23 protein-coding genes are annotated in these 24,933 nt (G+C 52.1%); 14 read left to right on the forward strand and 9 right to left on the reverse strand.

Translation table 11 applies throughout. From position 1 onward, the window contains the following. The first annotated feature begins 95 nt into the window (after window positions 1–95). A complete protein-coding gene (gene recA / locus UM181_10900) occupies window positions 96–1,184 on the forward strand; it encodes a recombinase RecA (GenBank protein ID WQC61840.1) in 1,089 nt (362 codons plus the stop codon). A 157-nt stretch (window positions 1,185–1,341) separates the two neighbouring features. Next, window positions 1,342–4,005, forward strand: a complete 2,664-nt coding sequence (gene alaS / locus UM181_10905; GenBank protein ID WQC61841.1) for an alanine--tRNA ligase — start codon at window positions 1,342–1,344, stop codon at window positions 4,003–4,005. A gap of 51 nt (window positions 4,006–4,056) precedes the next feature. Here the strand turns inward: alaS and typA are convergent, their stop codons facing one another. Both typA and UM181_10915 read right to left on the reverse strand, forming a co-directional pair. Next, a complete protein-coding gene (typA, locus tag UM181_10910) occupies window positions 4,057–5,877 on the reverse strand; it encodes a translational GTPase TypA (protein ID WQC61842.1) in 1,821 nt (606 codons plus the stop codon). A gap of 148 nt (window positions 5,878–6,025) precedes the next feature. Further along, window positions 6,026–7,564 (reverse strand): trimethylamine methyltransferase family protein, encoded by a 1,539-nt coding sequence (locus UM181_10915; GenBank protein WQC61843.1) that lies wholly within the window; start codon window positions 7,562–7,564, stop codon window positions 6,026–6,028. A 369-nt stretch (window positions 7,565–7,933) separates the two neighbouring features. On the opposite strand from UM181_10915, the gene UM181_10920 reads away from it, so the two are divergent. Then, window positions 7,934–8,275, forward strand: a complete 342-nt coding sequence (locus UM181_10920; GenBank protein WQC61844.1) for a Lin0512 family protein — start codon at window positions 7,934–7,936, stop codon at window positions 8,273–8,275. Continuing rightward, complete coding sequence (locus tag UM181_10925; GenBank protein WQC61845.1) at window positions 8,272–8,643, forward strand: Lin0512 family protein; 372 nt, start codon at window positions 8,272–8,274, stop codon at window positions 8,641–8,643. Before UM181_10920 ends, UM181_10925 begins: the two co-directional genes overlap by 4 nt. Here the strand turns inward: UM181_10925 and metA are convergent. Both metA and UM181_10935 read right to left on the reverse strand, forming a co-directional pair. Beyond that, complete coding sequence (gene metA, locus UM181_10930; protein ID WQC61846.1) at window positions 8,640–9,581, reverse strand: homoserine O-succinyltransferase; 942 nt, start codon at window positions 9,579–9,581, stop codon at window positions 8,640–8,642. The genes UM181_10925 and metA overlap by 4 nt on opposite strands. A 52-nt stretch (window positions 9,582–9,633) precedes the next feature. Further along, window positions 9,634–10,500: an ATPase gene (locus tag UM181_10935; protein WQC61847.1), complete on the reverse strand. Its 867-nt coding sequence runs from the start codon at window positions 10,498–10,500 to the stop codon at window positions 9,634–9,636. A 266-nt stretch (window positions 10,501–10,766) separates the two neighbouring features. Here UM181_10935 and UM181_10940 point away from each other — a divergent pair, with 266 nt between their 5' ends. From UM181_10940 to UM181_10970, 7 genes are all read left to right on the forward strand, one after another. After that, window positions 10,767–11,630 carry a DMT family transporter gene (locus UM181_10940; protein WQC64738.1) on the forward strand — a complete coding sequence of 288 codons (864 nt, stop codon included), beginning with the start codon at window positions 10,767–10,769 and terminating at the stop codon, window positions 11,628–11,630. A 223-nt stretch (window positions 11,631–11,853) separates the two neighbouring features. Beyond that, on the forward strand, window positions 11,854–12,717 hold the full coding sequence (locus UM181_10945; GenBank protein WQC61848.1) for a hypothetical protein: 864 nt from the start codon (window positions 11,854–11,856) through the stop codon (window positions 12,715–12,717). Next, window positions 12,714–13,496 (forward strand): molybdate ABC transporter substrate-binding protein, encoded by a 783-nt coding sequence (gene modA, locus UM181_10950; protein ID WQC61849.1) that lies wholly within the window; start codon window positions 12,714–12,716, stop codon window positions 13,494–13,496. Before UM181_10945 ends, modA begins: the two co-directional genes overlap by 4 nt. Before the next feature lie 52 nt (window positions 13,497–13,548). After that, the gene (locus UM181_10955) at window positions 13,549–14,058 is read left to right on the forward strand and encodes an acyloxyacyl hydrolase (protein ID WQC61850.1); all 510 of its coding nucleotides are present in this window, start codon (window positions 13,549–13,551) and stop codon (window positions 14,056–14,058) included. 192 nt (window positions 14,059–14,250) lie between these two features. Continuing rightward, window positions 14,251–15,267, forward strand: coding sequence for a TRAP transporter substrate-binding protein DctP (dctP, locus tag UM181_10960; GenBank protein WQC61851.1), 1,017 nt, complete (start codon window positions 14,251–14,253; stop codon window positions 15,265–15,267). A 72-nt stretch (window positions 15,268–15,339) separates the two neighbouring features. Beyond that, complete coding sequence (locus UM181_10965; GenBank protein WQC61852.1) at window positions 15,340–15,969, forward strand: TRAP transporter small permease; 630 nt, start codon at window positions 15,340–15,342, stop codon at window positions 15,967–15,969. After that, entirely contained in the window at window positions 15,969–17,369 is a 1,401-nt protein-coding gene (locus UM181_10970) for a TRAP transporter large permease (protein ID WQC61853.1), read from the forward strand. The genes UM181_10965 and UM181_10970 overlap by 1 nt, the downstream gene beginning before the upstream one ends. A gap of 10 nt (window positions 17,370–17,379) precedes the next feature. Here UM181_10970 and kdsA read toward each other — a convergent pair whose 3' ends face one another. The 4 genes from kdsA to UM181_10990 are packed head-to-tail and all read right to left on the reverse strand — an operon-like array spanning window position 17,380 to window position 21,025. Beyond that, window positions 17,380–18,216, reverse strand: coding sequence for a 3-deoxy-8-phosphooctulonate synthase (gene kdsA, locus UM181_10975; GenBank protein WQC61854.1), 837 nt, complete (start codon window positions 18,214–18,216; stop codon window positions 17,380–17,382). A 1-nt stretch (window position 18,217) separates the two neighbouring features. After that, window positions 18,218–19,009 (reverse strand): manno-octulosonate cytidylyltransferase, encoded by a 792-nt coding sequence (locus tag UM181_10980; protein ID WQC61855.1) that lies wholly within the window; start codon window positions 19,007–19,009, stop codon window positions 18,218–18,220. Continuing rightward, a complete protein-coding gene (locus UM181_10985; GenBank protein ID WQC61856.1) occupies window positions 19,006–19,971 on the reverse strand; it encodes a KpsF/GutQ family sugar-phosphate isomerase in 966 nt (321 codons plus the stop codon). Before UM181_10985 ends, UM181_10980 begins: the two co-directional genes overlap by 4 nt. A 58-nt stretch (window positions 19,972–20,029) precedes the next feature. Then, window positions 20,030–21,025: a GDP-mannose 4,6-dehydratase gene (locus UM181_10990; protein WQC61857.1), complete on the reverse strand. Its 996-nt coding sequence runs from the start codon at window positions 21,023–21,025 to the stop codon at window positions 20,030–20,032. Window positions 21,026–21,440: 415 nt separating this feature from the next. Here UM181_10990 and UM181_10995 point away from each other — a divergent pair, with 415 nt between their 5' ends. Next, window positions 21,441–21,767, forward strand: coding sequence for a hypothetical protein (locus tag UM181_10995; GenBank protein WQC61858.1), 327 nt, complete (start codon window positions 21,441–21,443; stop codon window positions 21,765–21,767). Between the two features lie 182 nt (window positions 21,768–21,949). Further along, window positions 21,950–22,387 (forward strand): MAPEG family protein, encoded by a 438-nt coding sequence (locus tag UM181_11000; GenBank protein WQC61859.1) that lies wholly within the window; start codon window positions 21,950–21,952, stop codon window positions 22,385–22,387. Between the two features lie 243 nt (window positions 22,388–22,630). On the opposite strand, the gene UM181_11005 is transcribed toward UM181_11000, so the two are convergent. Beyond that, window positions 22,631–23,341, reverse strand: coding sequence for a glutathione S-transferase family protein (locus tag UM181_11005; GenBank protein WQC61860.1), 711 nt, complete (start codon window positions 23,339–23,341; stop codon window positions 22,631–22,633). A 426-nt stretch (window positions 23,342–23,767) separates the two neighbouring features. On the opposite strand from UM181_11005, the gene UM181_11010 reads away from it, so the two are divergent. Continuing rightward, a complete protein-coding gene (locus UM181_11010) occupies window positions 23,768–24,781 on the forward strand; it encodes a DMT family transporter (GenBank protein WQC61861.1) in 1,014 nt (337 codons plus the stop codon). Window positions 24,782–24,933: the final 152 nt, after the last annotated feature.

Genomic DNA, 24,933 nt, shown 5'->3' on the forward strand with positions numbered 1-24,933 from the left:
TTCTCTTTTTACCCCCATATAGGAACATGAGCAGAACAAAGCAGTGATTGCCGTGGGGCCTTGGCTGTGAAATAACCGGAAAAGGCGTAAACGATATGGCAGATTTACTTTCCATGACCAATAAAAAAAATGATGACAAACAAAAAGCATTAGACAGCGCATTAAGCCAAATTGAGCGTCAGTTTGGCAAAGGCTCGATCATGAAGTTGGGCGGCGAAAACGCAATACAACAGATTGAAAGCACATCAACCGGCTCGCTTGGGCTGGATATTGGGCTTGGTATCGGGGGCTTGCCCAAAGGCCGGATCATTGAGATTTATGGTCCTGAAAGCTCGGGGAAAACCACGTTAACCTTGCATTGCGTTGCAGAAGAACAGAAAAAAGGTGGCGTTTGCGCCTTTGTCGATGCGGAACACGCGTTGGATCCCCAATATGCAAAAAAGCTTGGCGTTGATCTTGATGAATTATTGATCAGCCAGCCCGATACAGGCGAGCAAGCGTTGGAAATCACCGATACGCTGGTGCGCTCTGGGGCGGTGAATATGGTTGTTGTTGATTCTGTGGCGGCTTTAACGCCCAAATCAGAATTAGAGGGCGATATGGGGGATAGCAGCGTTGGCGTTCAAGCGCGTTTGATGAGTCAAGCGATGCGCAAATTAACGGGATCCATCAGCCGCAGCAATTGCATGGTGATTTTTATCAACCAAATTCGGATGAAAATCGGCGTGATGTTTGGCAGCCCTGAAACCACCACGGGCGGCAATGCGTTGAAATTTTACAGTTCAGTGCGGCTGGATATTCGCCGCATTGGCGCGATCAAAGACCGTGATGAAGTGGTTGGAAACGCCACGCGGGTCAAAGTTGTTAAAAATAAAGTTGCGCCTCCGTTCAAACAAGTTGAATTTGATATTATGTACGGCGAGGGCATCTCCAAGAATGGGGAATTGCTGGATTTGGGCGTGAAAGCTGGAATCGTTGATAAATCTGGGGCTTGGTATAGTTTCGGGGATGAGCGTATTGGCCAAGGTCGCGAAAATGCAAAAGTGTTTTTATCCGAAAACAAAGCAATAGCGTTTGAGATTGAAGATAAAATTCGCGCTGCGCATGGGCTTGATTTTGATTTAGAGAAAAATTTAGCCGATAATTCGCTCAGCGATGGTGGAGACAGCGTCTTAGAAGGCTAGGGCCCAATTAGAACCAAAGGTAAGTTAGGCTGTTGGCGCGCGCCAGCGGCCTTTTTTATTTGGAATATACCCCTACGAGTACAGCAGGACCGGTGGACAAAATCTGGGCAAAAGGCTAGAGGGTGCGGCAGAGAATGCGCAATGAAAAGGGCAGCTTATGGCCACGATGAATGATATCCGAAGTACGTTTTTGAATTACTTTGCCAAAAATGATCACGCGGTTGTGGCCTCCAGCCCGTTGGTGCCGCGCAATGACCCGACATTGATGTTCGCAAATTCCGGTATGGTGCAGTTCAAAAACCTATTTACTGGCGTTGAAAAGCGCGATTACCAGAGGGCAACGACTTCGCAGAAATGCGTTCGCGCTGGGGGCAAACACAACGATCTTGATAATGTGGGCTACACCGCCCGCCATCATACATTTTTTGAAATGCTGGGAAATTTTAGTTTCGGCGATTATTTTAAAACCGAGGCGATCCCTTTCGCGTGGGAGCTGTTAACAAAAGAGTTTGACATCGATAAATCCAAGCTGCTGGTCACGGTTTATCATACCGATGAAGAGGCTGCCGCAATCTGGAAGAAAGTTGCGGGCTTAGGCGATGATAGGATTATCCGCATTGCCACGAATGATAATTTTTGGATGATGGGTCCCACGGGGCCCTGCGGCCCGTGCACTGAGATTTTTTATGATCACGGCGATCACATTTGGGGGGGGCCTCCCGGCAGCCCCGAAGAAGACGGTGACCGCTTTATCGAGATCTGGAACTTGGTCTTCATGCAGAATGAACAATTTGAAGATGGATCGATGACGGCGCTGGATCAACAATCGATTGATACCGGGATGGGGCTTGAGCGGATTGCGGCGCTGCTGCAAGGTAAGCATGATAATTATGATACGGATCTGATGCGCGCGTTGATTGAAGCCAGCGCCGATGCGTCGAGCAATGATCCCGATGGGCCGGGGAAAACCCATCACAGGGTCATTGCCGATCATTTACGCTCGACTTCCTTTCTAATGGCTGATGGCGTTATGCCCTCGAATGATGGGCGCGGCTATGTGTTGCGCCGTATTATGCGCCGCGCGATGCGGCATGTGCATCTTCTGGGGGTGAAAGACCCGATGATGCATCGGTTGGTTCCGGCGCTGGTGTCGCAAATGGGCGCCGCTTATCCTGAATTGGTGCAAGCTCAAGCGTTGATAGAAGAAACCTTGCAGTTAGAAGAAACCCGCTTCCGGCAAACGTTAGAGCGCGGCTTGAAGCTGTTAGATGATGAGGTGGCCGGTTTGCCGCAAGCCGCTGAATTGTCTGGCCAAGCAGCGTTTAAACTCTACGATACCTATGGGTTTCCGCTTGATTTAACCCAAGATGCTTTGCGCGAAAAAGGCAGAAGCGTTGATTTGCCGGGGTTTGAGGCCGCTATGGCCGATCAAAAGGCAAAAGCGCGCGCCGCTTGGTCGGGCACGGGCGAGGCTGCAGATTCAAGCCTTTGGTTCGATATTGCTGAGCAATATGGCACCACCGATTTTCTGGGTTATGATACCGAAAGCGCCGAGGCGCAAATTTTGAACCTTGTGAGCGATGGTAAAAACCTTGCGCAGGCGCAAATCGGCGAAAGCGTTCTTGTGGTGTTAAATCAATCGCCGTTTTACGCCGAAAGCGGTGGTCAGGTGGGTGACCAAGGGGTGCTAAGCTGTGAAACCGGCACCGCGAGGATCACCGATACCAAGAAAGTGGCGGGTGTTTTCCTGCATTATGCAGAAATTACCAGCGGGCATTTGCAACCCGGGATCGGCTGCTCGGTGGCAGTGGATCACGAGCGGCGCAGCGCGATCCGCGGAAACCATTCCGCCACGCATTTGCTGCACGAGGCGTTGCGCGGCCATTTGGGCGCGCATGTTGCACAGCGCGGCTCACTAAATGCTGCCGATCGTTTGCGGTTTGATTTCAGCCATGCCAAGGCCTTAACGGCGCAAGAGTTGCAAATCGTAGAAACCGAAGTGAATGCGTATATCCGGCAAAATAGCGCTGTTACCACCCGCATCATGACACCTGATGATGCCCGTGCCATCGGCGCACAAGCGCTGTTTGGGGAAAAATATGGTGATGAGGTGCGCGTTGTGTCGATGGGCCAGGCCAAAGAATCTGGCAAAGGCATTGATCAAACAACCTATTCTTTAGAGCTTTGTGGAGGCACGCATGTTGCGCAAACCGGTGATATTGGCGGGTTTGTGATATTATCCGATAGCGCCAGCAGCGCCGGCGTGCGCCGCGTTGAGGCGTTGACAGGGGCCGCGGCATCCGCGCATCTTGCCCAGCAAAGCGCGGTCGTTTCAGGGCTGGCAAGCGCGTTGAAAGCACCGATGCCCGATTTGGAGGGTCGCGTGGCGGCGTTGCTGGAGGAACGCAAAACGCTTGCGAATGAAGTGGCACAATTGCGCCGTGAACTTGCATTGGCCGGCGGGGCGGGCCAAGCGGATGCGCCGCAGGCCAAAGAGGTGAATGGGGTTGCGTTTTTAGGGCAAGTTGTCAGCGGCGTTTCGGGCAAAGATTTGCCGGCTCTGATTGACAGCCACAAGGCGTCAATCGGATCGGTCGCGGTGCTTTTGATCGCAGATCTAGGGGGTAAAGTGGCGGTGTGCGCGGGCGTTTCAAGCGATTTGCTCGGTCGCATCTCGGCGGTTGATATGGTCAAAGCTGCGGTGCCGTTTTTGGGCGGCAAAGGCGGCGGTGGTCGCCCCGATATGGCGCAAGGCGGTGGCAGCGATATCAGCAATGCCGCGCAGGCGGTTGAGGCGGTTGAAGCCTTATTACAGGCTTAACGGCGGCGCAGAGGCCTAACGATAAAGGGCGTGCATTGCACGCCCTTTCATTTATTTTGTTTTTGACATCCGTTTGCGCTCATGCGGATCTAGATACCGTTTGCGCAGGCGGATGGACTGGGGCGTCACCTCGACCAACTCATCATCATCAATATAGGCAATGGCCTCTTCCAACGACATTTGAATCGGCGTGGTCAGCCTGACCGCATCATCGGTTCCCGACGCACGGACATTGGTGAGCTTTTTGCCCTTAAGCGGGTTTACCTCAAGGTCATTATCTCGGCTATGTTCTCCGATAATCATGCCCTGATAAATAGGCGCTTGAGCGCCGATAAACATACGGCCCCGCTCTTCTAGATTCCAGAGTGCATAAGCAACGGAGACGCCGTTTTCCATAGAAATCAACACACCGGCGCGGCGCCCGGGTATAGTTCCGCGAAACGGTGCCCATTCGTGGAACACCCGGTTCAACACGCCCGTTCCGCGGGTGTCGGTTAAGAACTCGCCATAATATCCGATCAATCCGCGTGAAGGAACATGGGCGATAATCCGCGTTTTGCCATTGCCCGTCTGGTTCATTTCCGCCAGATCGCCTTTGCGCGTGCCGGTGATTTTTTCGATCACAGTGCCGGAATATTCATCATCTACATCGATCGTCACTTCTTCAATTGGCTCAAGGCGCTCGCCGTTTTCGCCTTCGCGCATCAAAACTTGTGGGCGTGAGATTGATAATTCGAAGCCTTCGCGGCGCATATTCTCGATCAAAACACCCATTTGCAATTCGCCGCGACCGGCGACTTCAAACGCCTCTCCCCCGGGGGTTTCACTGATTTTGATTGCAACATTGCTTTCGGCTTCTTTCAGCAAGCGCTCGCGGATCACGCGGCTTTGCACTTTCTTGCCTTCGCGTCCGGCAAGTGGGCTGTCATTGATGCCAAAGGTGACCGTGATCGTTGGCGGGTCGATGGGCTGGGCATGCAGCGGCGTATCAACGGCTAAGGCGCAGAGCGTATCTGAAACCGTGGCTTTGCTCATACCGGCCAGCGAGACGATATCGCCGGCCTCGGCCAGTTCAATATCTTGCGGCGCAAGGCCGCGGAAGGCTTGTATGCGCGTAACGCGGAATTGTTCGATTTTTTGGCCCAACCGGGTCAGCGCTTGGATGGTGGCGCCAACCTTCAAGCTGCCGCTCTCTACCCGGCCGGTCAAAATGCGCCCAACAAAAGGGTCATTGCCCAATGTGGTGGCCAGCATTTGAAAATCATTGCCGATTTGAGCGGTTTGTTTGGGCGCATATACGTGGTTCACAACCAGATCAAACAGGGCTGAGAGATCTTTACGCGGGCCATCAAGCTCATGATCTGCCCAACCCGCGCGGCCAGAGGCGTACATATGGGGAAAATCAAGCTGATCATCATTGGCGCCAAGCGAGGCGAATAAATCAAAACATTCATCCAACGCACGATCGGGCTCGGCGTCGGGTTTATCCACCTTGTTGAGCACAACGATCGGGCGCAGGCCCAAAGCCAAAGCTTTGGCCGTAACGAATTTGGTTTGCGGCATTGGACCCTCTGCCGCATCGACGAGCAGAACCACACCATCGACCATGCTGAGAATGCGTTCAACTTCACCGCCAAAATCGGCGTGGCCAGGCGTGTCAACGATGTTGATCCGGGTGGTTTTCCATTCCACCGACGTGGCTTTGGCCAAAATGGTGATGCCGCGCTCGCGTTCCAGATCATTGCTGTCCATGGCGCGCTCGGCCACGGCTTGATTGGCGCGAAAAGCGCCCGACTGTTTCAGCAATTCATCCACGAGGGTGGTTTTGCCATGATCAACATGCGCGATGATCGCAATATTGCGAAGATCCATATTTGGTGCCCTTTTGTATCTTTAGTTGCGGCTCGCCTATCTGCTCTGGCCCCAAAAGGCCAGAGCAGATAGGGCCCAATTGGGCGAAAAATAGGATTACAGCGCTGGATCAAGCCCCGATTGCGATTTCCCTGATATTCTGCAGGCGCTAAGCGGGCAGGTGGATCTTAAACCTATCGCGTATGACGCTGTCGATCGCGGGGTCAAAGCGGGCCGCGGAAGGGCGCGATAAAATTTCACTTTTGCGCGCCGTGGCTTTTTGAAGCAGATCTGGCTTACCCAATTCTTCCCATTCTTTTGGCGAGGTCCGATCGCCTAACGCGGGATAAATATATTCGGTTTGCATCAAGGCCAAGGTCTGATCAGAGCCGAGGTAATGGCCGGGCCCCTCCAAACAGGTGGCGCGGATCACGTCAACGCTGACCGTGTCTTCTGTGACCTCGATACCGCGCACGCAGCGCAAAGCTTGGCCGATCAAATCATCGCCCAAAATAAGCGATTCCAGGCAGAAGCCTAAAAGCGATGCGTGCATTCCAGCGGCTTCATAGACCATATTCAGCCCCGATAAGCCAGCCATTACATTTGACGTCGCCTGCTCCCAGCCGGCTTGCATATCGGGAAGTTTTGCATCCGCGATCCCCGCCGCAGCGCCGCCGGGCAAGTCGTAATACCGATGCATTTGCGCGCATCCTGCGCTGAGAAGCGCCTGTTCGCCGCTGCCCCCAGACATTGCGCCTGTGCGCAAATCTGACACAAACGGCCAGGTTCCAAATATCGCCGGATGCCCAGGTTGTACCGCGTTTACATAGACCAACCCGGCCAGGCATTCGGCAACCGCTTGCACGATAGCACCCGCAATAGGGGCCGGCGCTGTGGCCCCGGCTTGCCCAGCGCTGAGCAATAAAATTGGCATGCCGCCCGCGATGCAGCGTTCCATCACCAGGCAGCTTTCGGTGGCAAATTTCATCGGCGGAACCACAAAGCAGTTTGAATTTGACATGAAGGGACGCGCGCGCCACGCGTCTTCTCCGCCTGCGATCAGATGCAACATCTCCAACGCATCTGCGGCAAAACTAGGTTCTGTGAAAGAGGTTCCGATATGTTTGGTTGTGCCTGCGCTACAGGCATACACGGTGTTGAGATCCAACTCTCTGTTATCGGGGATATCACGGCACACCATCGGGCGTTGCAGAAAATGAATATTGTCGAGCGTGTCGGTTATCCGGGCTGCATCAAATAAATCTTGCACCGTGCTTTCGCGATAAGCGCGCCCATCGACATCGACCACATGGACCGCAGCCCCCGCGGTTCCATAATGCACCCGACTTCCCGATAATTCCAGATCATGTTTTGGATCCCGCCCGTAAAGCGTGATCGAGCGGTTTGCCCGCGCGATGGTGTCTTCGATCAAACTGCGCGGGAAGCGAAGGCGGCCATCATTGCCTAAAATTGCGCCGGCATTCCTCATATATTCGATGCCGCTGGGGGGGGCGTCGGCCAAGCCGATTTGTTCCAAAGCGTCAAGCACAGCTGCGTGTATGCGGTCTTCAGCTTGTGGGCTCAGCGGGTTAAATCGCCCGCCTTCAAGGCCGGCGCGTACGGGGCGCAAGTGATCTGCGAGGGGGGCATTGCGCGCAGATCTTCGGGCAGAGCGCCCTCCTGCACGGCGGATAATTTGTTCTGTCATAGCTTCGTCCGAAAAGTGATTTGTCAACTTGAAATGGCGCGGGTTGCGTCTAACTGATCGGAGCACCGCGGGCCGCTCGGCCGCGTTCCGCGCCAATGGTGCAGCAGATCAGTTGAATAATCGAAGCTTCAGCTTGCATATGCCAAATCCTTGAACCTGTGGGTCAAGTTTTGAAGCTTGTAGCCTCATAGTCTGGCTTATTTGCGACGCTGTGTCGTAATTGGACATTTGCTTTTAAAATATGGCTGCCTTTGGCGCTTTCCATTCCTGAGGGCCTGTGAAAGACTTGCGATAATTTACCCGAGGGCCTTGGGTAAAAGAAGACGGGTTTCCACAGGTAGAGGTTGGATAAAATTGGCGAAGAAACGAATGCTTATGGAACTTGGGATGGGAACGGCCCTGCGCAGCGGCAGTTCCACCAAGGCCGCGCAACGGGCGATAGAAAACGCCTTATGGCATAATTCAGTCAGTCTTGCGGAGGCGTTCGGATTCCCAAAAGAAGCCATGTTGATCGATGTTGAAATCGCGGTGCCAAACCCCGATGCCTTGGATTTTAAGGCTTTACAGGCTCTATTTCCTTATGGGCACGTTTCAATCAAAGGGGCTGTTGGCGGGTTGGAAATACCGCGACCAAACCAGCCCGACGGGCCGGCGACGATCATCGCAAATGCCGCGATATTGGTTTATTTTGATTTGGAGCTGCAGCAATGAAACGTATTATTCTGGAAATGGGCAGCGGCAATGATCTTTACGGCGAAGATTACACGAAAGCGGCGTGTCGGGCGGTACAAGATGCGCTGCATCACAGTTCACTGGTTTTGTTTCGCAGTCTAGCGTTGGATCATGCAGAGATGCAGGTGAATGTGACCATTGCAGCCATGTGCCCAGAGCGTGTGGATGCGCAGGTGGTTGCCGCATCGCTGCCCCGCGGGCGGGCAAATGTAACGATTGTAAAAGGCGGTATGAATGTGACTGATCCCGAAAACGGAACGGTTTCAGTGATTGCAAATGCGGCCGTTGAGGCCTGTCTAGCCATTGATCCCGATACGTGGCGCTTATCTCAAAAGGCGCAAAATTAACGCTGGTCTGAAGGGGGCTGACCGATTTGGGCAGGATCAAAAGGTGTTGTTTGATATATTTCATTGATCCAATTGCCGTAAAGTAAATGCGCATGGCTGCGCCATCGGTTTTGCGGCGCTTTGCTCGGATCATTATTTGGATAATAATTGATCGGCACGTTGATATCTGTCGCCGACGCAACATCGCGGTCATATTCTTGTTTCAGGGTGTCGCTGTCATATTCAAAATGATTGAAAATGTGCAACGCGCGACGAGCGGGATCTTGCACCAAACAGGGGCCAACTTCGGGGCTACCCAAAAGCGTGGTCAAGCCGGAATGGTGATCGATATCGGTTTGGCTGATTTCGGTCCAGCGGCTCACTGGGATAACGCATTGATCTGAAAACCCCCTCAGAAAAGGGGAGGTAGGATCCAAATTAGTTTGTGCAAAGCATCCAAAAGCCTTTGCGGTTAAATCATATTTGGGAATTTTATAAAAATGGTTGAGCATCGCCATTGCACCCCAACAGACGGCAAAGGTTGCGTGCACATGCGATTGCGTCCACTCAAACACCTCTTGAAGCTCATCCCAATAGGTCACCTGCTCAAAGGGCAGATGCTCAATTGGCGCGCCGGTGATGATCAGGCCATCAAATTTTTCACCGCTTGCTTTGACGTCTTGGAAGGCACGATAAAAGCTGCTCATATGTTCTGCCGCGGTGTTTTTGGTATGATGTTCGCTCATCCGGATCAAAGATAGATTAATTTGCAGCGGTGTTGCGCCAATCAAGCGCGAAAACTGGTTTTCGGTTTGAATTTTTTTGGGCATCAAATTCAGCAAACCGATGTTTAAGGGGCGGATATCTTGTCGGGCAGCGTCATCATCGCTCATCACCATCACGCCCTCTTGCTTCAAAACTTGAAAGGCAGGTAGGTTCGCTGGAATTTTAAGTGGCATTGTTTGTCTTTCTGATACCCAAATTACTTTACAAAGATTTTTCCTAGACCCGTTAACGGGCAGCTTTGGCGGCCAGCGCTTGGCCGATTAAAGCGCTAAAATCTTCTTCGCTTTTGGCGCGCGCAACCTCAGAGGCGTCAACGGCAACGCCCCAATTGGCCATTGCCTCATAGCGCGGCTGGCGATGCGCCAAAGCCTCGGCATATATCCACCGAATGAAACTATCTGGATTTACTTGGTGCTCTTGCAGGGTTTGGTCGGCAAGATATTGGGTCCATTTTTCAACAAGAAAATCAGGATGGTAATACATGGGTTTGGGGGCTTTATCAAAACGCTGAACGAGTTCTTGCGTATGCGCTGCGTTGCCCTTGATCCAAACCAAAAGCGCAGTTTCACTAAGCGATTTTAGCACAGGGTCATCGCGATCAAATGGGTCAACAACTTCGCAGATTGAGCCGCTGCAATCGCAGATAAAATGATCATATTGATATATATCTTCGGCACGGCCGATAAATTCTGGCGTGTCGAGTAACGCGGCGATTTCCGAGCGGCGATGCTGTTCTTGACGTTTGCGATACTCTTGAAACGGCACGCCGCCATTTGCCTCAGCGCCCGGTTTGCCCATGTAAGTGGATAGCGGGGCCAGGTTCTCAAAGGTGATGTTTGAGGCCAGATAGATCGAGTCAGACAATAGAAGCTCGCGCAGATAGGGCACATCCATCGCTTTGCGCTTGATGCTATCGGTAATGTAATCGCCCATGTAATGCGTGCCGATCCGATAATCGACCGAATAGTGAAACCAACTGCCGGTGTCGCGCAAAATATTGGACATATAGGTTTTGCCCAAACCTGACATGCCAAAAAGTACCACCCGTTTATGCGGCGCGTTTTGCCATTGCTCTGCAGAAGAATATATCATCGGTTGGGCCTCTCGAGATCTTTCAGCTAGGTAGACAGTGCAGCGCCCAAGGTCAAATTGAATCTGGCGCGCCCGATGCGCCCCTTGCACCAGCGCAGGCCCTTGTTTTGTCTGTACAACGCGGACGCTTCCCTCTAGCAGGGTGGGTTCTGATAGAGCGCTACGGGTTTGCAAAGCCAAGACAACCTGGCCCGTCTGGCAAGGCAAAAGGAAGGTGGAAACTGGTGACAACTCAAAACTCGCATTTGCTGCGTGCCACGATTTATATGTTCGGGGCGATTGCAAGCTTTACAGCCATGGCGGTTGCCGGGCGCGCTGTTAGCTTCCAACTTGATACGTTTGAAATCATGCTGTTTCGCAGTGCGGTCGGGGCGGCTTTGGTGTTGGCCTTTGGTCTGTATTTCGGCCAAATCAGGGCGATCTCAACGCGGCACCTACCCGTTCATCTGGTGCGTAATATCTGCCATTTCACCGGTCAGAATTTATGGTTTTTTGCCATTACTGTGGTGCCGTTGGCCGAGGTGTTTGCCTTAGAGTTCACCGCGCCCTTATGGGTTTTACTCTTGGCTCCCTTGGTGCTTGGCGAACGATTGAGCAAAACCCGCATATTGGCTGGTGCTTTGGGGTTGCTTGGGGTGCTGCTGGTCACCCGCCCAACGCCCGATACGCTAAGTTGGGGGGTGGTGGCCGGTGCGATCGCCGCGATCGGATTTGCCGGATCCATTATGGCGACAAAACGATTGACGCGCAGCGAAACCATTTGGACGGTGTTGTTTTACATGACGTTGATGCAGCTGGTCTTTGGGGCCGTTTGCGCGGGCGCTGACGGCGATATCGCATTGCCATCTTTAAGCAACATGCCTTGGGTCGTGCTGATTGCCTGCGCTGGATTATTTGCCCATCTATGCCTGACCAGCGCCTTGTCTTTAGCCCCGGCCACCGTTGTGGTGCCGGTGGATTTATTGCGTTTGCCGGTGATCATGTTGGTGGGCTTTAGCCTATATGGTGAGGTGATTGACATCTATGTGGTGCTCGGAGCTTTGGTAATTTTTGGTGCAAATTATATGAATATTTGGATAGAAACCCGCGTTGTAAAACCGGCCTCTAAAGGCGTGGAGCCAACAGGTTGACAGCATGCTATGGGCCGGGTGCGCGGGCTTAAGCCCTGTCAATCGGGCAGGGTGGATTTACAAAGCCACGCTCTGGGCTGAATCCTGGTCTGTATCTTGGCGAGCACGGGTTACATTGATTAGGGCTAGACAGCGCGGTGAGCAACGTTTTATGCACAGAGCGCGTGCCCGTTGGTATTATGGGCGGCGCGAATGTAGGCGATAAACAAAAAGAGGTTTCAGTATGATGCAGGTTGTGGTGGTGAAATGGGGCGATCGTTATTCTGCGAACCATGTGAACAACACGCTTTTAACTCTGCAGAAAATGGCATCGCGAAACGTGCGGTTTATATGCGTGACCGATGATCCAGAGGGATTGGGTGATTTCATTGATGTGCAACCCTTTCCCGATTGGGGAGATTGGTATGAAACTATGAAAAAAGGCTGTCGGCTGAAGCTGTCTGTTTTCGTTCCGGGCGTTTTAAGTCCGGATCTGCCGACCGTATTTTTTGATTTGGACACGATGATTTTGGGCGATGTGGCAAAATTAGTTGCCGATGTGGAAAAAACCGGCGGGATGTATATGTGCCGTGGGCATTATATTCCTTGGTGGCGGGCCATGCCTTTGGCGCGGCTGCTCGCGAAGAATTATTACTATTACGGCAATAGTCCGATTATGGCCTTCTACCCAAGAGAATTTGCAGGCTTGCCCGACGCGTTTAAGAAAGAATTTGGCTATGTGCGCTGGCGTGGCATCACCCATAAATGGCCTCTTGATCGTATTTGTAAAATGGATGAACGGTTTATCAGTTATTTTGCCCGCGGAAAAACGCGGGTGTTTCCGCGTGCATTGGCCAGTAAATTTACCACCGAATATATGACCGTGGGATGGGATTATTCTGGTTTCATATGCCGCTTGCCTTGGGTACAGGCGCGCAGAAAATCACAGGTCGCGCTGACCTTTTCGGGGCATGCCCTAAAGCCCTCATTGGTGAAAGATATGAAAATTGGCACGCCCGTGACGTCGCGCCATTATCATATGACGTGGAATTTTCCAAAGTTTTCCCAATATTGGTCAGATTTGGAGCTGCCCGCAAAACCCGAATGAGTATTCGAATTCCTCATCTTCACCTGGGTTTTCTGGTTTTTTTATTGTGTTTAAAAGCGGCCATAGCGGTGGCGGAACAGGCGCAAAAACCTCTGGTTATCTTCGCCGCTGCCAGTTTAAAAGATGCGTTAGAAGAGGTTGTGGCGCTGCATGCGGCGGCGCATGAGGGGCCGCCAGTTCTTATTTCGCTGGCAAGTAGCGGTGCCTTGGCGCGGCAAATCCAATTTGGCGCGCCCGCAGATCTTATCATTTCTGCGAATCGCGCTTGGGTCAGTTTGCTTGAGAAAGAAGGCCTCATCAAACGGGCGCGGCCCGCGTTTTCAAACCAACTTGTGGTGGCCAGCAGCGTTGAGCCTGAGCAAAATATTGACTTTACCCGCCGCGAAACCTTCAAAGCCGCTTTAGCAGACGGCTATTTGGCGGTGGGGCATGTGGGCTCCGTGCCCGCGGGCCTCTATGCCCATCAGGCGTTAAGCTATTTTGATCTCTGGAACGATTTAGCACCACAGATCCTACAGGTCGATCACGTACGCGCCGCGTTGCGGCTGGCACAGGTGAATGAGGCACGGCTTGCGATCGTCTACGCCTCAGATTTGGTTGCGCAAACCACGGTACATAAAGTGGCGTCAGTGCCCGAAGAAGCGCATGAGCCTATCATTTACACGATCGGTCTTTTGTCTCAAAATTCAACTCAGGCGGCAGACACATTTGCGGATTTCTTAACCTCTAAACCCGCTCTAGAGGTTTTTTATCACTTTGGGTTTACTCCGTTGCGCTAGCAGCGTAAATCTTGTCTGGTGTAGAAGATACCAGTTGGATGTGGGCTATATTATGGACGGAACTTTTGCAGTATTGACCTTGCTCGCTGGGTTTGCAGATATCTCAATTTCGGACTGCAAGCCCAATTGTTATGCCGAGTCGCAAGTGCCGCAGCGGATCAGTATCTCTGCGGGCCAAGTCTATTATCAATTGGATCAAGTCGATACAGAAGTCTATCTTCGCAAACAGACAGGGCGGGCCTACGGGCCATGGCGTATGGTCTATGGCGCCTCGGCAACGCAGAGACGTGATTATTGGGCCGGCGTGGGTGTGCTTTATGAAGCAGCCAGCAAAACTGCGCCGATCTTTGCGCAGCTTCACCTGATGTCTGGGCTTTATGCACGCGGCGCAGGCGAGGATCTGGGCGGCCCTGTTGAATTTCGCTCAGGGATCGAAGTCGGATACGATTTTGGATCTGCAGGCCGGCTTGCAGTGAGCTATGATCACCGCTCGAACGCGGGGATCTATGCAACCAATTTCGGTTTAGAAACAGTGCAGCTGCGATATTCTTGGGGTCTTTAGAGCGGTGCCTATGCTTCGTGTGGTTTGACCTGATCCATCAAAGTATTTTTTCAGCCTCGTTTTAACCAACGCTCATTTTTTTAGCCGAAAGGCGGGTGCCCTGCCTTTGCGCAACCAGGTGACGCTTGTTCTGGTTGTGAAGGCATTGATTATTAGCTACAGCTAACGAGCACGTGAGAATGGGAGAAAATCATGAAAACGTTAATGCCTAAATTATTTGTCTTTGCCATCGCGGGCGCGCTGGCAACGGAAACATTGGCAGAAGAATGGAACGTATCGGTGTGGGGAAAACGCCGCGCCTTTACAGAGCATGTCCATAAATTGGGCGAATTGCTCGAGCAAAAGACAAACGGCGAATTTACGCTGAATATCAGCTATGGTGGTTTGTCCAAAAACAGAGAAAACCTTGATGGGATTAGCATTGGCGCTTTTGAAATGGCGCAGTTCTGTGCCGGTTATCATGCCGATAAAAACCGCGTTGTGACCGTTTTGGAACTGCCCTTTTTGGGCGTTGAAAATCTAGCGCAAGAAGTGGCGGTTTCTGCTGCGGTTTATGCGCATCCCGCCGCCGCCAAAGAAATGGCGCAGTGGAATGCGAAGCTGCTGATGACCTCACCGATGCCACAATATAATTTGGTTGGCACAGGCGAGCCCAGAACCACGCTGAGTGATTTTGAAGGTATGCGGGTGCGCGCCACTGGCGGTTTGGGAAAAGCCTTTGCTGCGGCGGGCAGCGTTCCCACATCGGTGACGGCAACAGAAGCCTATCAAGCGATGGAATCTGGCCTTGTTGATACGGTGGCCTTTGCGCAGCACGCGCATTTGTCCTTCGGCACAATCAACCAAGCCGATTGGTGGACGGCGAATTTGAACCCGGGTACGGTGAATTGCCCCGTCGTGGTCAATATTGATGCCTATGAGTCTTTGTCAGATGCGCATCGCGAAGCGTTGGATGGATCTGTGCAGGAAGCGCTTGATCATTATGTCGCCAATTATGGTGAGTTGCTGGCCAAATGGGATTCCGTTTTGGCTGAGAAAGGCGTGACAAAAGTTGAGATTAGTGCCGATGTGATCGATGCATTTCGCGCCAAAGCAGCAGATCCGATCCGTGATACTTGGATCGCTGACATGGAAGCGCAAGGGCTGCCGGGTCAAGAGCTCTATGATCTGGTGATGTCCACTCTGGCAGAGGCCAAAGCGGCTAATTAAGCCGATTTAAAACAATGTTGGGCCGCCCCGGATAGGGGCGGTCTGCTTATATCTAAAAGATCGGAGGGTGAAATGGCAGGATCTGCTGCGGTATTAGAAGATTCAAGCCTTCTGAGCCGGCTTGATCGCGCTTTGCTTCCGGTTGAGCGATTTTGCGCCTTGATCAGTGGACTGGCGATTTTTTCATTGATGTTTTTGGCCGTTTATTCGGTAACAGGTCGCAAATTTTTCGCCTCTCCTTTAGCGGGCTATGTTGATTATATCGAAGCAGCAATGCCCGTCATCGCGATAATGGGCGTCTCTTACGTGCAACGCGATGGTACCCATATACGCATGGATATGGTGGTCTCGGCCTTAAAAGGGCGCGTGCTTTGGCTGTTTGAGCTGCTATCTGTGTTGATGATTTTGGTCTTGATGATGGCTCTCACTTGGGGAGCATGGGAGCATTTTGACCGCTCTTTTGACTGCGCCCGCCCGTTGTGTAGCCGTGACAGCTCCGTCGATATCGGCATTCCGGTCTGGCCCTCGAAGCTTATTGTTCCTGTGGCCTTTGCGGTGTTGTGTCTACGGTTGCTGTTGCAGGCGGTTGGCTATGGCCGGGCTTTGATCTTTGGCTTGGAAAACCCGGTTGCCGTTCCTTTGAGCCTAAGCGTGGCCGAGCAGGCAAAGCTTGAAGCGCAGGCGCTGGAAGGGGCGGATTGATGGATAATATTACGATCGGCCTCTATGTCAGCGCAGGCATGCTGGTTATGGTTTTGCTGGGGATGCGCGTGGCATTCGCGGCAGGTATGGCGGGGTTTGTTGGCTTGGTTTGGCTGCGGTGGAATGGGTTTGATTATGATCCTGCTCGGTTCGGGAAAGCCTTACAAATCAGCGTGAAAGTGGCGGGATTGACGCCGCATTCAAAAGTAAGTGCGCAGGTTTTAAGCCTAATTCCGGTATTCATATTGATCGGTTATCTGGCCTATTATGCAAAATTGACCGTGGCGTTGTTCGAAGCTGCTAAACGTTGGATTGCCTGGGTGCCCGGTGGCTTGGCGGTCTCAACGGTGTTTGCAACTGCGGGCTTTGCGGCTGTATCGGGCGCCTCGGTTGCCACGGCGGCGGTGTTTGCGCGGATCGCCATTCCGGAAATGTTGAAAATTGGCTATAATAAGCAATTTGCGGCGGGTGTTGTGGCCGCTGGGGGAACGCTAGCCTCGTTGATCCCGCCCTCTGCCATTCTGGTGATCTATGCGATTATCGTTGAGCAAGATGTGGGCAAGCTGTTGCTTGCGGGCTTCATTCCGGGCGCTTTTTCGGCCATCATCTATGCCACTTTAATCATTGGGATCGCGGTGAGTTTTAAAACCGTGGGGCCGCCGGTATCCGGGTTCACATGGCGCCAACGCTTCGAAAGCCTACCGCCGGCGCTGCCGATTGTGGCCGTTGTGGTGATCATTATTTTCTTCGTTTACAACCCGTTTGGCGAGGCTTGGGGCACCCCCACGGAAGGCGGCGCGGTCGGTGCGTTTATCGTGTTTGTGATGGCGCTCTATCGAGGGATGCGCTGGAAGCAGTTGGGTGAAGCCTTGTTGGAAACCGCAAAGCTGACGGTGATGATTTTCACCATCATCTGGGGTGTTTTGATTTACGTGCGGTTTTTGGGCTTTGCCAAACTGCCCGATGCGTTTTCGGATTGGATTACATCGTTGGACATGGCGCCCATGTTGATTTTGATCTGCATCTTATTGGCCTATGCGGTGCTGGGCATGTTTATGGATGCGATTGGTATGTTATTGCTGACCTTGCCGGTTGTGTATCCGGCGGTGATGGCGCTGAATGGCGGGGAAATGGTCTCTGCGGCAGATAGCGCCTTTGGCATGTCTGGCACGATGTGCGCGATTTGGTTTGGAATTCTGGTGGTAAAAATGGCCGAGTTTTGCTTGATCACGCCGCCTATCGGTTTGAACTGCTTTGTGGTGGCAGGTGTGCGCGATGATTTGAGCGTTCAGGATGTGTTCAAAGGGGTTATGCCGTTTTTCCTTGCCGATGCGGTGACGATTGCGCTTTTGGTCAGCTTTCCCTCTATCGTGCTTTGGCTTCCATCTCTGGCCTCGTAGAGAGAGTGGTTTAGGCTTTCAAAAGGCTTTTGCGTAGCGCATCAAACCCGCGTAATTCTTTGATCAAATCACCCATTTGATCAATAGGGATCATATTTGGGCCATCGCTTGGCGCGGTGTCCGGGTCTTGATGGGTTTCGATAAACAGCGCAGCGATGCCAACCGCGCAGGCGGCTCTGGCCAGAACCGGTGCGAATTCGCGTTGACCCCCTGATGTATTACCTTGCCCGCCCGGTTGTTGAACCGAATGCGTGGCGTCAAACACAACCGGATAACCAGTATTGGCCATAATCGGCAGACCACGAAAATCGCTGACCAAGGTGTTATAGCCAAACGAGGTGCCCCGGTCGCAGAGCAAAATTTGATCATTGCCGGTGCTGGCGATTTTATCGGCGACATTCTGCATATCCCAAGGCGCCAAAAACTGGCCTTTTTTCACGTTGATTGCGCGGCCTGTTTTTCCCGCCGCCAAAAGCAAATCGGTTTGCCGGCATAAAAATGCGGGGATTTGCAAAATATCCACCACGGTGCCGGCGGTTTGGCACTGCGCTGCCTCATGCACATCGGTTAGAATGGGGCAGCCAAATGCCGCGCGTATATCGCTCAGGATCCGCAAACCTTCTTCAATTCCAAGGCCTCGCTGCGTGTTTATTGAGGATCTATTGGCTTTATCATAGCTCGCTTTGAAGATGAATTGCGTACCACTTTTTGCACAGGCTTCGGCAATTTTTTCGGCCATCATGAACGCGTGATCACGGCTTTCCAACTGGCAGGGGCCTGTGATCAGCGCGAAAGGGTTGGTGCCGCCAATGGCAATATCGCCCACTGTTATGATTTTTTCCTGCATATTAACCCTCTATCACGCTTTCTATCCGCCCCACGTCTTCAGGGTTGTTTAATTCCCAAAACACTTTGCCGCGCGCGTCAACTTCGACGCATTTGACCTTGCGCCCATTTTCCAAAAAGCGCAGCTGCTCCAACCCTTCCAGAGCTTCTAAAGGACCTTGCGGCCATGTTAAATACTCTCCCAAGGCGCTGGGCCGATAGGCGTAAACGCCCACATGGTGAAAGGCGGGCAGGGGGGTTGTGCTTGCCAGGGCGCTGAGATCGATAAAGGGCAACACCTCTTTTGAAAAATACAGCGCGTGCTGGTTGTTATCGAAAACCACGGTGGTACCGCCCACCCGCCCGTTGCGGCGGTCTTCCAAGAAATGCCCATGCGTCAAACGATCAAGGCGCAAAACCGGCGTGGCCATTTCTGCGGTTGGATCGGCTTGCATCGCCTTGATGAGCTTTTCAACAAACCAAGCCGGTGTGAGCGGCGCATCACCTTGCAAGTTGACGATCAGGTCTGAGGTCAATTTTGCCCTTTCCACCGCTTCCGCGCAGCGTTCGGTGCCATTCGCGCATTGCTCTGATGTCATGATAACCTTGGCCCCAAACATGTCTGCAGCCTCGGCGATGCGGCGATCATCCGTGGCGATAAACACATCCTCAACGCCCTTAACGGCTTGGGCTGCCTGCCAACTGAGCTCGATCAGTGATTTTTGCGTGCCATTGGGCAGTTTCAGTTGCACCAGCGGTTTTCCGGGAAAACGAGAGCTGGCATAGCGGGCGGGAATGATAATGCTGGTTTTCATGCCACGCCCGCGCGCAATAAATCGTGGATATGCAATATTCCACAGGCTGTTCCAATGTCATCCACCACGATAAGGACCGAGATTTTATGCGTGTTCATTATCCGCAGAGCATCGGCTGCAAAATCATCTTTGGCGATTGTGATCGGGGCTGGGCTGGCAATGTCAGCTGCGGTTTTATCCATCAACCCCTGCATGTGGCGGCGCAAATCCCCATCTGATATCAGCCCGGCGAGCGTATTATTTTCAATTAAAGCGGCCACGCCAAAGCCTTTTGATGTCATTTCCAGCAACGTGTCCGCCATCGAGCTTTTGGCTGAGACAATCGGCAGTTTTTCCGGACCATGCATCAGCTGGCCCGCGCGCATCATTTGTGCACCCAGCTTGCCACCGGGATGGAAGGTTTGAAAGTTTTCGGTGCGAAAGTTGCGCTGCTGCATCAAGGCAACCGCGAGGGCATCGCCCAAGGCCAATGCTAAAGTGGTTGAGGTGGTTGGGGCCAGGCCAATCGGGCAGGCTTCGGGCGCATCGGGCAGCGTGAGCTTGAAGGTTGCGGCTTTGCTCAGCGTGCTCCCACCATTCGAGGAAATCGCGGCCATTGGAATTGAAAACCGCCGCGTATGCGCGATCATATCTTTCAGCTCGGCGGTTTCGCCGGAATTGGAAATCAGCAGGCATAGATCCTGCGGGCCAATCATCCCAAGGTCACCATGGCTGGCTTCGGTTGCATGGATGAAATAAGAGGGTGTGCCGGTGCTGGCAAATGTGGCCGCAATTTTGCGCCCGATATGGCCAGATTTCCCGACGCCTGAAACGATCACCCGCCCTTTGCAGGCCAGCATAGCCTGGGTTGCGGCCTGAAAATCAGGTGGTAAATGCCTCGCCAGTTTGGTCAGGGCGGCGGCTTCGGTGTCTAAGACGCGCTGCGCATGTTGCAGGATACTGCTCGCGGCGGGATCTGGCATGGTGTTTCATCCTTAAAGTTCGCAGTGTTTTACGGCGCTTTGCCGCGCCGTTCAAACCCTAACTGTAATAGCTGTTATACCAGTCAACAAATTTTCGGACACCGGTCTGAATGTCTGTTTTTGGTTGGTACCCTGTGAGGGCTTGCAAAAGGCTTGTATCGGCCCAGGTTGCGGGCACGTCGCCTGCTTGCATATCCATCAAATTCCGCGTTGCAGAGCGGCCGGTGGCGGTTTCGATCGCAGCAATAAATTCTTCCAATGCGACGGGCGCATTGTTGCCAATATTGAGCACCCGATGCGGCGCAACGGGTGACAGGCTGTCCTCTGTCGTTACTGGCGTGTCTGAAGGAGGGGTTTCGATCAAAAGTATCAGCGCTTGCACCAAATCATCCACATAGGTGAAATCGCGGCGCATATTGCCATGGTTATACACATCAATGGGTCGATCGTTCAAAATAGCATCGGTGAATTTAAAAGGCGCCATATCGGGGCGCCCCCAAGGACCGTAGACGGTAAAGAACCGAAACATCGTGATCGGTAATTGGTATAGATGCGCGTATGAATGAGCCATTGCCTCGGTTGATTTTTTGGTGGCGGCGTAAAACGACATTTGATGATCGGCGCGCTGCGTTTCTTGATAGGGCATCGCCTCATTTGCGCCATAGGCAGAAGAGGTGGAGGCCAGCAACATATGTTTGGGCGGATGCGCGCGGGCGGCCTCTAACAGTTCGAACGTACCAATCAAATTGCTGTTTAGGTAACTGCGGGGGTTTTCGATTGAATAGCGCACGCCGGCCTGCGCAGCCAAATGGATCACCGCATCAAAACCATTGGCTTCAAATAGGTTTTTCAGCACATCCGGGTCTTCAATAGCGGCGTGATGAAACCGAAAATTGGGGTTTTTGTTCAACGGGGCAAGCCGCGCCTGCTTCAATTGGGGGTCATAATAATCGTTTAAATTATCAATACCCGTTACGCGGTGCCCAGCCTTCAACAATTGCTCGGCAGCGTTTGCACCAATAAACCCTGCGATACCCGTGATAAAAATATGCATATCTTGCCTTTCCCGCCAGCCGCCGCGAAAACCCCAGCGGCTATTCGTCTTGCCACTGGTCTATGCCCCCCGCGCGCGCAGGTCTAGATGTCTACGTTTTTTTTTCGCGCCTTAGCCGTAGGTCATATTCAATTAAGGGCAAACCCAAACTCTGCTTTGCTTTTTCACTTGGCGTAGCGCTGATTGGATTGGCGCGTTTTGTGGCGGGCAGGGCAAAGCGTGTTCAGTATTATCGAGGATTTGCGGGTTAGGGGGGTAAGGCTTGCAGATACGCCGTTCAAATAAAACGCCAATCAGAGAGCCAGTTGGGTTGTTAAAAAACCCTTCCCAGATAAAATACTTTCGGTATGGTAGTTTAACCATGCGGATGCTTGTCATTGGCGCATCGCTATATTGGGATATGATAAGGAAATTCATGTTTGGTTTTGGAATAGCAAAATTGTTTCAAACGCATCAAACGCTGCTGTATCAATGCATGCATTTTGGCGAATTTACGTTGGGTTTGGCGCAAGAAAGCGCAGATGAAGATCAAATTGAGTTTTTGGAAACCAACTTGGCGCGCATAACGAAGCTGCGCGATGTTAGCCTGCGCAAAAACGGCCTTCTGGATAAGGAAGACGGTTACTTTTTGGAAGCGTTGCGCGAAAAATGTAAGGAAGTTTTCTACAAAACCGAGCTGTCAAAACAGCAATCTTTTGATGATACCTTTATACCGGATGGGAAGATCATTTTGAGGATATAAGAAGCAATTTCTACGCAGAAAATCTGCGCCATGTTGCTTTGTTTTAAGCAGCAGTGGCCTAAAGGATAAAGAAACATGGATCGCCGCAAACCCGTCAGAATATTTACCCAGTTTGTACCTAAGCTTTAACACATCGAGGGTCGTGAAACGGCCATCGATCAGCCCAGTGGAGTGTCTTAAAAATGACAGAAATATTTGTGCCCATGTTCTACATGATGTGTTTGACGGCCACCGTGTTTTTATTTTCCACAGGTATCAGGCTTAAAGAAATCTATCTTACTTCGAGCGATGCATCTGTTGATGGAGAAGAGCACCGCCATCCTCCCTTTGATAATGGAAGCGTGGTGTTACGCAACTCTCAGAGAAACCTTACAAATTTATTTGAGTTTCCAGTTTTGTTTTACACGGTCTGCATTTCGATATTTGTGACGAATACGGGTGATGCATATTTCGTGCAATTGGCCTATTGGTATTTTTACCTCCGCACAATTCATTCCTTTTATCATATATTCTTCAACCACTTGGCGATCAATGGTGGATTTCCAATGCGCGCGATGATTTGGATTCCGTCAACGGCAGTGCTCGTGTGGATGTGGATCCGATTTATCACTCTTATTTGAGGGGCGTGCCTTGCCTGCGCCCGCTGCCATCATAAGCGTTGCTGCGTAAGCCTAACGCGCGCCGCAGCGCTGGAGGCGCTTGTTCTGTGCTATTTGAAACACAGAAGCGACCGCCGTGAAACCGTATCACGTTCACAGCGGTCTGACCGAAGGCTTGCTGGTTCTAAAGTTTGGGATCAGCGCAAGCTGCTGCCATTTCGGACGAGCTGGATCGTTTCTTTGGCGTTTTTTACAGACGCCGCCTTAAATGGGACATTGCGCAAATTTGGCGGCGCTGTCTTTTACGGTGCTGAGCGCGCCGACTGCCTCTGTTATGCTGAGAACGGTTGGGAATTCGGCAAATGGGTCGCCGCCACAGGCCTCTCTTAACATACCAAAACCCCCGGTTTCTTGAACGGCGCGTACGCAGGTATAGAGAAAGATATCGGCATAAGAGCAGGTGTCTCCAGTTAAAAACGGCCCTGCTTTTTGCGCGCTCAAATGCTTTTCAAGAAATTCAAAGCGGCTTTTATGCAGCCTAGTCAGATTGGCGATACCCGCATCTTTGCCACCATCAGCCAGGCTGTCAGTTAAACGCAGATTTCTCCAAAACGTTTCATTATGCCCCGTAATAATATCGTGGAAGGGCGATAAAACAAAGGAATAGTAATCCTGCACCCAAGCCCAATACATGTTGATGCGGGCAGCCGTTTCATTGTTTTTGGGCGTTAACGGGCCGGGATATTGGGCGACCAAATATTGCACGATCGCCATCGAGTCGTTCAATTCCAACCCGTTCGACATATCCTTCATCCAAGGAATTATTCCAAAGGGCGCTTGCGTGTCTTTGTCGAAATCTTCCCCCATCGGGCTGGAAAGAAGATAATTTACCTCAATGCCATGCAGAGCGCAGATTAGGTTTATCTGTTCTCCGCGACCAATAACGGGGAGATAGGCTAAATCAATCTGTTTCATTGGACCCTCATATCAATATCGTTGTAAAACTTTTAAACAATGTAATCGATTTTAAATAAAGGTTTTTTTCACGTTTTTCATTGCGCATAGCCGTAAAGTCTTGCTGCTGATGTTTTTGGGCAGGCCATCGGTGTTTGATCAAGCTTGAAAGCGCAGTACCTTATTGGCTGCTTACGTTTCCTAACATGCGGCGCATTTGGCCGGGGTTATCTTAGACCGTCAAAAAACCGATGCTTGACTAGGGGCTTTCTTTTCCGACCGCTTTGTGTACACTCCGCCCTCAGCACCTGTAGCCAATACGAGAGTGCCGGTATCGCCGGTTGTCTTTTGGGAGGAGGCAACTGGCGATACAGCGTTTATATGGGTACAGGCTGTTCATCCATATCTTTGTTTGAAAAGGTCCAACAATGTCTGTGGTCCTCACACATGATGATCGAACTGCGGGTTTGGCAAACCGTGCGGCACGCCGGGCGCGCAATGCCCGGGCTGAAATTGCGATCGCTTTTTCATATGGCGCGGCGCTTCGTGATCCGCGCAATTGCCGGCATGCCACAAAGCAAGATCGGAGCGCGGAATATGCGCTCTGACAGTTTCATGGGCATCTGTTTTATGGCTTTGGGCATGTTTTTGTTTTCGGCTGTGGATACGATGGCAAAGTTTTTATCTGATGGCATGCACCCGATTCAGATCGTTTGGTTTCGCCAATTGGGGCTGCTATGCGGCGTCGTTGTATTTTTGCTATTACGCGGCCCGGCTTTTTTGGTGTCGAAGCAGCCGTTATTGCAGGTGATGCGCGGGGCAACAGCAGCAGGATCGGCCTGTTTATTCGTAATGGCTTTGCGCTACGTTCCGCTTGCTGATGCTGCGGCGGTCAGCTTCGTCGCCCCTTTTATCGTGATCGTATTGGGGGTGAGTGTTCTGAAAGAAAAAGTTGGGCTGCGCCGCTGGATTTCGGTGGTTTTGGGTTTTGTGGGAACGTTGGTTGTGATCCGCCCGGGGCAGGATGTCTTGCATCCTGCGGTGTTTTTGGTGGTGGGCGCTGCGTTTTTCTTCGCCTGCCGGCAGGTGCTATCGCGGTTTTTAAGCCATGCGGATCCAGTATCCACGACAGTGGCCTATACGGCGATTACCAGCATGAGTTTGATCACGTTGATGTTGCCCTTCGTATGGCGGATGCCGGATTTTTCGCGCGATGGGCTGTTATTGGTGGCGATGAGCATTCTGGCCGCTTTGGGTGAATTTTCGGTGATCAAAGCGCTGAGCCTTGCGCAAGCTGTTGTGGTGGCGCCGGTGCAATATAGTTTGATTATCTGGAGCACCTTCTATGGATATTTGGTATTCGCGCAGATCCCCGATTTTTGGACTGCAATCGGGACGTTGATTATAGTGGCATCGGGTATTTATGCGCTGCGCCGCCAAGCGCTTAGCGAGGCAGCCTAGCACTATTCGAGGGGATGTGTTGCAAACGCGCTGTGTGGATTGGCGGCAGCGGGCACGCCGATACGTGGGGATATGGTGCCCTGATTATGCAAGAGCTTCTGACAGCGTGGCAGATCGGCGCGGCTATTGCCTGAAATCCGCATTAAAAGCCG

The organism is Alphaproteobacteria bacterium US3C007, from assembly GCA_034423775.1.
Taxonomy (GTDB): Bacteria; Pseudomonadota; Alphaproteobacteria; order Rhodobacterales; family Rhodobacteraceae; genus Thalassovivens; species Thalassovivens spotae.

What these genes read in the sequence shown, in the direction of transcription:
- UM181_10995 (WQC61858.1), top strand. Translation starts at nt 21,441, where the DNA reads ATGTTTGGTTTTGGAATAGCAAAATTGTTTCAAACGCATCAAACGCTG.
- UM181_10940 (WQC64738.1), top strand. Translation starts at nt 10,767, where the DNA reads ATGTTCGGGGCGATTGCAAGCTTTACAGCCATGGCGGTTGCCGGGCGC.
- UM181_10955 (WQC61850.1), top strand. Translation starts at nt 13,549, where the DNA reads ATGGACGGAACTTTTGCAGTATTGACCTTGCTCGCTGGGTTTGCAGAT.
- UM181_10965 (WQC61852.1), top strand. Translation starts at nt 15,340, where the DNA reads ATGGCAGGATCTGCTGCGGTATTAGAAGATTCAAGCCTTCTGAGCCGG.
- metA (WQC61846.1), bottom strand. Translation starts at nt 9,581, where the DNA reads ATGCCACTTAAAATTCCAGCGAACCTACCTGCCTTTCAAGTTTTGAAG.
- recA (WQC61840.1), top strand. Translation starts at nt 96, where the DNA reads ATGGCAGATTTACTTTCCATGACCAATAAAAAAAATGATGACAAACAA.
- UM181_10935 (WQC61847.1), bottom strand. Translation starts at nt 10,500, where the DNA reads ATGATATATTCTTCTGCAGAGCAATGGCAAAACGCGCCGCATAAACGG.
- UM181_11005 (WQC61860.1), bottom strand. Translation starts at nt 23,341, where the DNA reads ATGAAACAGATTGATTTAGCCTATCTCCCCGTTATTGGTCGCGGAGAA.
- UM181_10945 (WQC61848.1), top strand. Translation starts at nt 11,854, where the DNA reads ATGATGCAGGTTGTGGTGGTGAAATGGGGCGATCGTTATTCTGCGAAC.
- UM181_10990 (WQC61857.1), bottom strand. Translation starts at nt 21,025, where the DNA reads ATGCATATTTTTATCACGGGTATCGCAGGGTTTATTGGTGCAAACGCT.
- UM181_10985 (WQC61856.1), bottom strand. Translation starts at nt 19,971, where the DNA reads ATGCCAGATCCCGCCGCGAGCAGTATCCTGCAACATGCGCAGCGCGTC.
- dctP (WQC61851.1), top strand. Translation starts at nt 14,251, where the DNA reads ATGAAAACGTTAATGCCTAAATTATTTGTCTTTGCCATCGCGGGCGCG.
- UM181_10980 (WQC61855.1), bottom strand. Translation starts at nt 19,009, where the DNA reads ATGAAAACCAGCATTATCATTCCCGCCCGCTATGCCAGCTCTCGTTTT.
- UM181_11010 (WQC61861.1), top strand. Translation starts at nt 23,768, where the DNA reads ATGATGATCGAACTGCGGGTTTGGCAAACCGTGCGGCACGCCGGGCGC.
- UM181_10915 (WQC61843.1), bottom strand. Translation starts at nt 7,564, where the DNA reads ATGACAGAACAAATTATCCGCCGTGCAGGAGGGCGCTCTGCCCGAAGA.
- alaS (WQC61841.1), top strand. Translation starts at nt 1,342, where the DNA reads ATGGCCACGATGAATGATATCCGAAGTACGTTTTTGAATTACTTTGCC.
- modA (WQC61849.1), top strand. Translation starts at nt 12,714, where the DNA reads ATGAGTATTCGAATTCCTCATCTTCACCTGGGTTTTCTGGTTTTTTTA.
- UM181_10920 (WQC61844.1), top strand. Translation starts at nt 7,934, where the DNA reads ATGCTTATGGAACTTGGGATGGGAACGGCCCTGCGCAGCGGCAGTTCC.
- UM181_11000 (WQC61859.1), top strand. Translation starts at nt 21,950, where the DNA reads ATGACAGAAATATTTGTGCCCATGTTCTACATGATGTGTTTGACGGCC.
- UM181_10925 (WQC61845.1), top strand. Translation starts at nt 8,272, where the DNA reads ATGAAACGTATTATTCTGGAAATGGGCAGCGGCAATGATCTTTACGGC.
- kdsA (WQC61854.1), bottom strand. Translation starts at nt 18,216, where the DNA reads ATGCAGGAAAAAATCATAACAGTGGGCGATATTGCCATTGGCGGCACC.
- UM181_10970 (WQC61853.1), top strand. Translation starts at nt 15,969, where the DNA reads ATGGATAATATTACGATCGGCCTCTATGTCAGCGCAGGCATGCTGGTT.
- typA (WQC61842.1), bottom strand. Translation starts at nt 5,877, where the DNA reads ATGGATCTTCGCAATATTGCGATCATCGCGCATGTTGATCATGGCAAA.